This window comes from Marinifilum caeruleilacunae (genome assembly GCF_013141825.1).
GTDB classification, from domain to species: domain Bacteria; phylum Bacteroidota; class Bacteroidia; order Bacteroidales; family Marinifilaceae; genus Marinifilum; species Marinifilum caeruleilacunae.
Genome location: NZ_RZNH01000024.1, coordinates 71,329 through 78,531, shown reverse-complemented (window position 1 = coordinate 78,531; position 7,203 = coordinate 71,329). Strand labels below are relative to the sequence as shown.

Genomic DNA, 7,203 nt, shown 5'->3' with positions numbered 1-7,203 from the left:
ACACTTTCTAAAGGAACTGGAGGAGTATATAAATTACTACAATAATATTAGAATAAAGACTCATTTAAACGGATTGAGTCCGGTAAAATACCGAACTCAATATCATTAACTTATTTTATAACCGTCCAATATTTGGGGTTCACTTCAATCTAATTCTAAGGCTTTTATTTTTTAAATCAAACATCATTTCTTATTTTTACTTAACATTTACATTTATTAAAGTTTAGTCATCGCTACAATACACTACTACTAACTTGAATAAAAGGACTAAAAAAAATATCGCACCTAAAGATATTTCAAAGCGCTTTTTTGCCTCTTTGATTGTCATTATTGTAATCTTTACAAGTTCTTTCTGGCTGCTTTATAATCAACAAATTAACAAACTCAACAATCAACATATCGAGCAATTAAGAGCTCAGGTTGTTCAGTCTAAAAAAGATTATCTGAAATCAACAATTGACAGAACCATTCTTGAAATTCATCAATTAGAAGATTATTTTTCCAACTTGTACACTGGTGATAGCCTAAAGCAGAAAGTACAGGGGCATATCATAAATCATATCCGAAAAACCATACTTATCGATTCTGGTTATATATGGGTAAATGAAATCATCGATTACAATGGAGGGGATCAATATGCCATTCGACTTGTGCATCCTAATTTACCTGAAACTGAAGGTCAATTTCTTTCCACCAATACTAGCGATATAAAGGGCAACAAACCATACCTAACGGAACTTCAAGGCATAAAGCAAGATGGAGAATTGTTCTTTTCCTATTGGTTTAAAGAGTTTAAGTCCAATAATGTTTCTCAAAAACTCACCTACGCCAAACTTTATAAAAAATACGATTGGATCATTGCAACAGGAATCCATCTAAACGATATTGATAGCATCATAGCAAGTGAGTTACAAAATAACCAACTACTGGACAACAAACGAAACAATCTGACACTTGCATTGGTTGGTATCACTTTAATTTTAACCGTTTTAATTGCTTTTCTCTATAAAAAAAGATTGGTAAATATCTTTAATTTCTATACCCAAGAGGTTGAAAGCAGGGAAAAAACCCTTCAAGATATTAACGACTCTCTTGAACAGGTGATCCAAAAAAGAACATCTCAACTTGCCGAAAGTGAGATGAGATACAAATCGATATTCAGGAATAACCAATCGATAATGCTGTTAATAGACCCAACAAGTGGACAAATTACAGATGCCAATGAGGCTGCCGTTCGGTTTTATGGATATCCGCATCACACACTAACATCCATGTTAATTAGCAGTATTAACACATTGCCTGAAGAGAGAATCAAAAAAGCCTTAAAATCAACTGCACAAAGCAGTTCGGTGCATATCTTTCAACATAAATTGGCTAATGGCGAAATAAAAGATGTAGAAGTTTATTCTGAATCAATGATTTTGGATGATAAGAAAGTATTATTTTCTATTATTCATGATATCTCGGAATTACGCAGAACAAAGCAAGAACTGCTGCTGGCAAAGAGAAAAGCCGAAGAGAGCGACCAGTTAAAAACCGCCTTCCTGGCCAATATGAGTCATGAAATACGAACACCTTTAAATTCAATCCTGGGTTTTACCGATTTAATTTCAAATCCGAAAAATACGAAAGATCAAATCCAACTTTTTTCAAGGATTATTAATAGTTCGGGAGAACAATTGCTGCGTATTATCGATGATATCATTGATATCTCACACATTGAATCGAACCAGTTAAAAATATCGCTGGAGAGCGTTTCGGTAAATGATATGCTTATTGAAATTGCAGATATTTTTAAAGGCAGATTGGAGGCGGAGGACAACAAGTCGGTTGAATTTCGATTGAACATCCCCGATAAGTCCAAAGATTACCAAATGGAAACGGATGTTGTTCGTTTTACACAAATCTGCAATAACCTTCTTGGCAATGCCTTAAAATTTACCGAAGAAGGACATATTGAAATGGGATATTCGATTAAGTACGATACTCTGGAATTCTATGTACAAGATACAGGCTGCGGAATACCAGATGATCAGGCTGAATTGATTTTTGACCGTTTTACCCAGGTATCACGCGAAGAGTATCGCGAAGGCAATGGTTTAGGCCTTAGCATAACAAAAGGATTGGTGTACCTACTTGGTGGTAGCATGCGCCTTACATCCGAAACAGATAAAGGCTCAACCTTTTATTTTTCGCTGACTTACACCAACGGCATTCCCACCAAAGTAAGTTGTTCCAGAGAATCGAAGCTGAATTAATTTTTTCGTTCCAATTCTCTTAGGTTCTCCATTTTTTTGGTTGATAAATATGAATTGATATCTCCCAAATGTTCCTTCACTCTTTTGTTGCCAAATTCATATACCTTTTCAACCAAACCATCAAGGAAATCTCTATCGTGAGAAACCACAATCAGTGTTCCATCGAAATCTTTCAATGCCGATTTCAAGATGTCTTTTGTTTTCATGTCCAGGTGATTGGTAGGCTCATCCAATATTAGCAAATTCACCGGTTCCAGCAATAATTTAATCATTGCCAATCGGGTTTTCTCACCACCCGAAAGTACTTTTACTTTTTTGGTAGAGTTGTCACCTCCAAACATAAAAGCACCTAAAATATCTTTAATTTTTGTCCTGATATCACCCTTGGCAACATGATCAATGGTTTGGAATACAGTTAACTCCTCATCCATTAACGAGGCCTGATTCTGGGCAAAGTAACCAATCATTGCATTATGCCCTAAAGTTAGTGTTCCGCCATGATCTATTTCCTGCATAATGGCTTTTACAAGTGTAGATTTACCTTCACCATTTCTACCCACAAATGCAACCTTCTCTCCTCTTTCCAAGGTAAAATTCACATTTTCAAATACCAGGTGATTGTCGTAGGATTTACTCACCTCTTCCATGATTACCGGATAATTTCCCGAACGAGGCGAAGGTGGAAACTTCAATCGCAAAGCTGATGTATCTTCCTCATCGACCTCAACAATTTCGAGCTTTTCCAACATTTTCACTCGCGATTGCACCTGCAAAGTCTTCGAGTAAGTTCCCTTAAATCGTTCAATAAACGCTTTATTCTCAGCAATCATTTTTTGTTGCTCATCGTATGCTTTTTGCTGGTGGGCTCGTCTCTCTTTTCTCAACTCAAGATATTCCGAATAAGTTGCCTTGTAATCGTAAATTCTTCCCATTGTAATTTCAATGGTTCTGGAAGTAATTCGATCAACAAAAGCACGGTCGTGCGAAATCACCATTACGGCTTTCCCCGAATTAATCAGAAAATCTTCCAACCATTGAATCGATTCAATGTCCAGGTGGTTGGTAGGCTCATCCAAAAGAATTAAATCGGGCTTTTGCAAAAGAATTTTTGCCAACTCGATACGCATTCTCCAACCACCGCTAAATTCACCTGTTGGACGCGTAAAATCTTCACGTTCAAATCCCAATCCCAAGAGTGTTTTCTCCACTTCAGAATCGTAGTTGGTTTCTTCAATCGAATAGAATTTTTCACTTAAAGTGGATACATCTTCAATAAGCTTATAGTAGCTCTCCGATTCAAAATCTGTTCTTGATGCCAGCTCTGCATTCATTTCCTCAATTTGCTTTTCCATCTCGAAAATGTGAGCAAAAGCCTGTGCTGTTTCTTCAAAAACACTTCTTGTATTCGAAGTCATTAGATGCTGAGGCAAATAAGCAATTGTTTTATCCTTTGGTGTTGAAACACGACCTCGACTAGGAGTATCAACCCCGGCTATGATTTTAAGAAGCGTTGATTTCCCTGCTCCGTTCTTTCCCATCAGAGCAATTCTATCCTTCTCATTAATCACAAATGAAATATCCTTAAACAAGCTTGTTCCACCAAACTCAACAGCTAACGAATCTACAGTAATCATCTTTTCGGTTTTATTGAGCCGCAAAGATAATTATACCATTCACATATTAAAACACCTTTTATTCAGTATTGCTTAGTCATTAAGATCAGTGGTTCACCTTATTCTTCATGAGCTGATCTGCCACCCATTTGTTGGTAACACTTTTGGGTCTGATAATGGGCTGGCCAAGTCCCTGGGCCAAAATATTCTGAGCACAAAAACCCAATATTCTGGAAACACCAAATAAAACAGTATAAAAATCGAATTGATTCAATCCATATTTGAACAGCAAAGCTCCAGAAGCCGCATCAACATTAGGCCATGGACTGGCAACTTTTCCGCCTTTGTATGTTTTCAGGATATCAGGAACTACCTTAAATAATTTTTCGGCAATCTGGAAACAAACATTTTCGGAGCAATAAGCTTTACCAAACTTCATAAAGGCTGTAAATCTTGGATCGGTTACCCTCAGAACTGCATGTCCATAGCCAGGAATTACCTTACCCGAATCCAGTGTTTCCTTAATGTACAGCGCTATCTCTTCTTCAGAAACCAAATCGCCAAATCGATGGCGAATTTCCAGTATAAACTTTAAACAATTTTGGTTTGCCAAACCATGAAGAGGCCCGGCCAGGCCATTCAAGCCAGCGGAAATGGCATAATACAAACTCGAAAGTGCCGAGTTGACAACACGAGAGGTAAAGGCACTTACATTACCACCTTCATGGTCGCAATGTAGAACCAAATACAAACGCATTAGCCTGGCTAACTCTTTTCCTGAATTCGGCAATCCAAGCATCATGGCCAGGTTTCCGGCCCAATCCAGATCGGGATCTCTTTTGATGAGTGTTCCATCTCCAAATCGGATTCGATAAATCCCTGCTGCAAGTTCTGGAAGTTTGGCAATCACATTTAATGCATCTTCGAAAGTGTACTTCCAAAAATCGGATTTTGGAATGCCTTTTAAATAGTTTCTTTTGAAAACAGATTCCTGTTCCATGGTTAAAATTCCCAGGCTCAGCATGCTCATTGGGTGAGTATCTTCAGGCAATGCTTTTAGTACATCCCAGGTATACTGTGGAACTCCGGAACGTTCGTTCATTTCTTTTCGAAACTCCTCCAAAAAATCAGATTCGGGAAGTTTCCCTGTGCATAGCAAATAAAATATCTCTTCGGGATATTTTTCCGACAAGTCTTCCACCGTAAAATCGCCAATATGAAGACCAGAGTACGGATCAACATAGGAAGTATTACACACCAAGGCTGTCAATCCTCTCATTCCACCATATACCTGTCCTACCGTTACTTCCGATAGAACAGTATCTCGTCCTCCTTCGAAAATGTGCTCTATTTCATTTTTTAAGTAAGTGAGGTTATTCTTAATTTCATTTCTTAAAATGGACATATCCAACAAGTTTAAATCAAAACATCTAAATCCAAACAGAAGAATGCATTGCTGCATTATATCAGAAAAAAGGGAGTCTTATTAATTTACGAAATTTCGAAGAGAAATGCAGACAAAACAAATGATAAACAGAAGGTATAGAAAGGAATTACCTGTGGTAAATTGTCGGGAATTTTACTTTTAGGACAGTTTAACATTTGAGTAAGTTTCATTTTAAATCTTTTCTTCTATCTTCATCTTATCTAAAATCATTTTAAATAAAAAGACAATGGAAAAACGAAATAAAATTATTTATTGGATAGCTACTGGCCTACTTTCAGCTTTAATGTTAATGTCGGCAAGCATGTATTTTATGAATTACGAAATGGTAAGCGCTACATTTAACAATTTAGGATTCCCAACGTGGGTAATTTATCCTTTGGCAGTAGCAAAACTATTAGGTTTAGTCGCCATTCTTAGCAAGAAATCGAAGCTATTAAAGGAGTGGGCTTACGCCGGATTTTTCTTCGATTTTGTTCTCGCGTTCTTTGCCCATATTGTAGCCCAGGATGGAGAATTTGCACCTGCATTAATTGCAATTGTGTTACTTATCGTATCAAGAATTTACGATCAAAAAGTATTTAACTAGTATAAAAATAAAAAGCATCCCAATTTTGGGATGCTTTTGAATACAAGCTCTGTTTGTATCTATTATTTCACTGCAACAACTAAGTATTTTGAAGCTTTCCAGAATTCTTCAGGATTCAAGATTGTAATTGCTTCAATCTCTTTGTCAGTTCCTTCAATTCTGTATGAATCGCTTGGGTGTGAAGTTACTAAGCTAACTTTCTTACCTGATACTGGAATACTTGTAGTCTGAGTAATGTCAATTTGGTTGAAGTTTTCAGGATTAATTGTTTGGTTCAATTTGTTGGTTGCACCAATTCCTAACAATCCACCTTCGCTTGTAACTACTTGTTTCATTTTCAATTCCTTGATATCACCAATCACATAATGAGCAGTGTTCAAGTCAGTAGTTTGCTCTTCAATAATCTTTGCCTTGTTTTCATTCTCAGTGTTTAATGCTACAACTGTACCATTTAATTCTGTCACTTGTCCGTTTAAGTTCTCAACTTCACCGTTTAACTGAGCAATCTGATCAGATAAAGCAGTAATTGAAGCGTCTTTCTCTTCGATCTGCGACTTTAAACCAGCAACTAATTTCTTTAGTTTTGAGTTTTGATACCAGCTGTTTTTCAACTTTTTGTCAAGACTTTCAATCTTAGCTCTGTTTTCTTCCAACAACTCACGAACTAGGTTCAAATCATTTACCATTTGCTCTTTTTGTCCCATCGATGGGTTTTCATTGGCATTTACTGAAATGATCTGCTCTTTTTCTTTAATAATGTTTAAATTCGCTGCAATCACATCAAATGATTCAACAAACTCATCAATTGTAGAATCTTTTTCCTGAGCCATTTGAGTCAACTGCTGATTTTGTTGACGAAGTTGCTTCAATTCTTTTTGGTTACAAGCTGTAAAAAATGGCAACACTAATAATGCTAATACTAACTTTCTCATAATTCTTAATTTTTAAACAGGTTTACATCAATTCAAATTCACAATTACTATATGAGAATACTGTGCCGCAATTTTTTTTCGCTTCAAAAGAAAATCGCAAAAACAGCTTAAGTACTGATAATGTGTGCACTTAGCGAATGATATTTTTTGGCACAATCAAAAAGTGATGTTTTTTAATTCAAAAATCTGTGGTAAAGATTCCACACTTTGTAGAATTGCTTTCTACAAATTCACGCTGTTTGGGTATAAGTGAAGTTCTTTTATTGAAATGGTATACCATAATCTGAATACAAAAAAAGCCTGCACGAGGCAGGCTGGAGGGTGTACCTTCGAAAATATTCCGAAGGCAATCGATTATCTTATCAAA

The 7,203-nt window shown here is 36.4% G+C and carries 6 protein-coding genes; 3 read left to right on the top strand and 3 right to left on the bottom strand.

Annotation, left to right across the window (positions count from 1 at the left end; translation table 11 throughout):
* Both ELS83_RS14105 and ELS83_RS14100 read left to right on the top strand, forming a co-directional pair.
* Positions 1-109: IS3 family transposase (locus ELS83_RS14105; protein WP_171595199.1), on the top strand; the 109-nt coding region annotated here is incomplete at its 5' end.
* 145 nt (positions 110-254) lie between these two features.
* Positions 255-2,258, top strand: coding sequence for a sensor histidine kinase (locus tag ELS83_RS14100; protein WP_171596203.1), 2,004 nt, complete (start codon positions 255-257; stop codon positions 2,256-2,258).
* Here ELS83_RS14100 and ELS83_RS14095 read toward each other — a convergent pair.
* A complete protein-coding gene (locus tag ELS83_RS14095) occupies positions 2,255-3,892 on the bottom strand; it encodes an ABC-F family ATP-binding cassette domain-containing protein (RefSeq protein WP_171596202.1) in 1,638 nt (545 codons plus the stop codon). The genes ELS83_RS14100 and ELS83_RS14095 overlap by 4 nt on opposite strands.
* Positions 3,893-3,977: 85 nt before the next feature.
* Positions 3,978-5,276, bottom strand: coding sequence for a citrate (Si)-synthase (locus tag ELS83_RS14090; protein WP_171596201.1), 1,299 nt, complete (start codon positions 5,274-5,276; stop codon positions 3,978-3,980).
* 268 nt (positions 5,277-5,544) lie between these two features.
* On the opposite strand from ELS83_RS14090, the gene ELS83_RS14085 reads away from it, so the two are divergent.
* The gene (locus tag ELS83_RS14085; RefSeq protein ID WP_171596200.1) at positions 5,545-5,904 is read left to right on the top strand and encodes a DoxX family protein; all 360 of its coding nucleotides are present in this window, start codon (positions 5,545-5,547) and stop codon (positions 5,902-5,904) included.
* A gap of 62 nt (positions 5,905-5,966) precedes the next feature.
* Here ELS83_RS14085 and ELS83_RS14080 read toward each other — a convergent pair whose 3' ends face one another.
* Complete coding sequence (locus tag ELS83_RS14080; RefSeq protein WP_171596199.1) at positions 5,967-6,836, bottom strand: Cbp1 family collagen-binding glycoprotein adhesin; 870 nt, start codon at positions 6,834-6,836, stop codon at positions 5,967-5,969.
* Positions 6,837-7,203 lie beyond the last annotated feature (367 nt).

Excerpts from the sequence above, each read along its gene's own strand:
- ELS83_RS14095 (WP_171596202.1), bottom strand. The coding sequence starts at position 3,892 with ATGATTACTGTAGATTCGTTAGCTGTTGAGTTTGGTGGAACAAGCTTG.
- ELS83_RS14090 (WP_171596201.1), bottom strand. The coding sequence starts at position 5,276 with ATGTCCATTTTAAGAAATGAAATTAAGAATAACCTCACTTACTTAAAA.
- ELS83_RS14085 (WP_171596200.1), top strand. The coding sequence starts at position 5,545 with ATGGAAAAACGAAATAAAATTATTTATTGGATAGCTACTGGCCTACTT.
- ELS83_RS14080 (WP_171596199.1), bottom strand. The coding sequence starts at position 6,836 with ATGAGAAAGTTAGTATTAGCATTATTAGTGTTGCCATTTTTTACAGCT.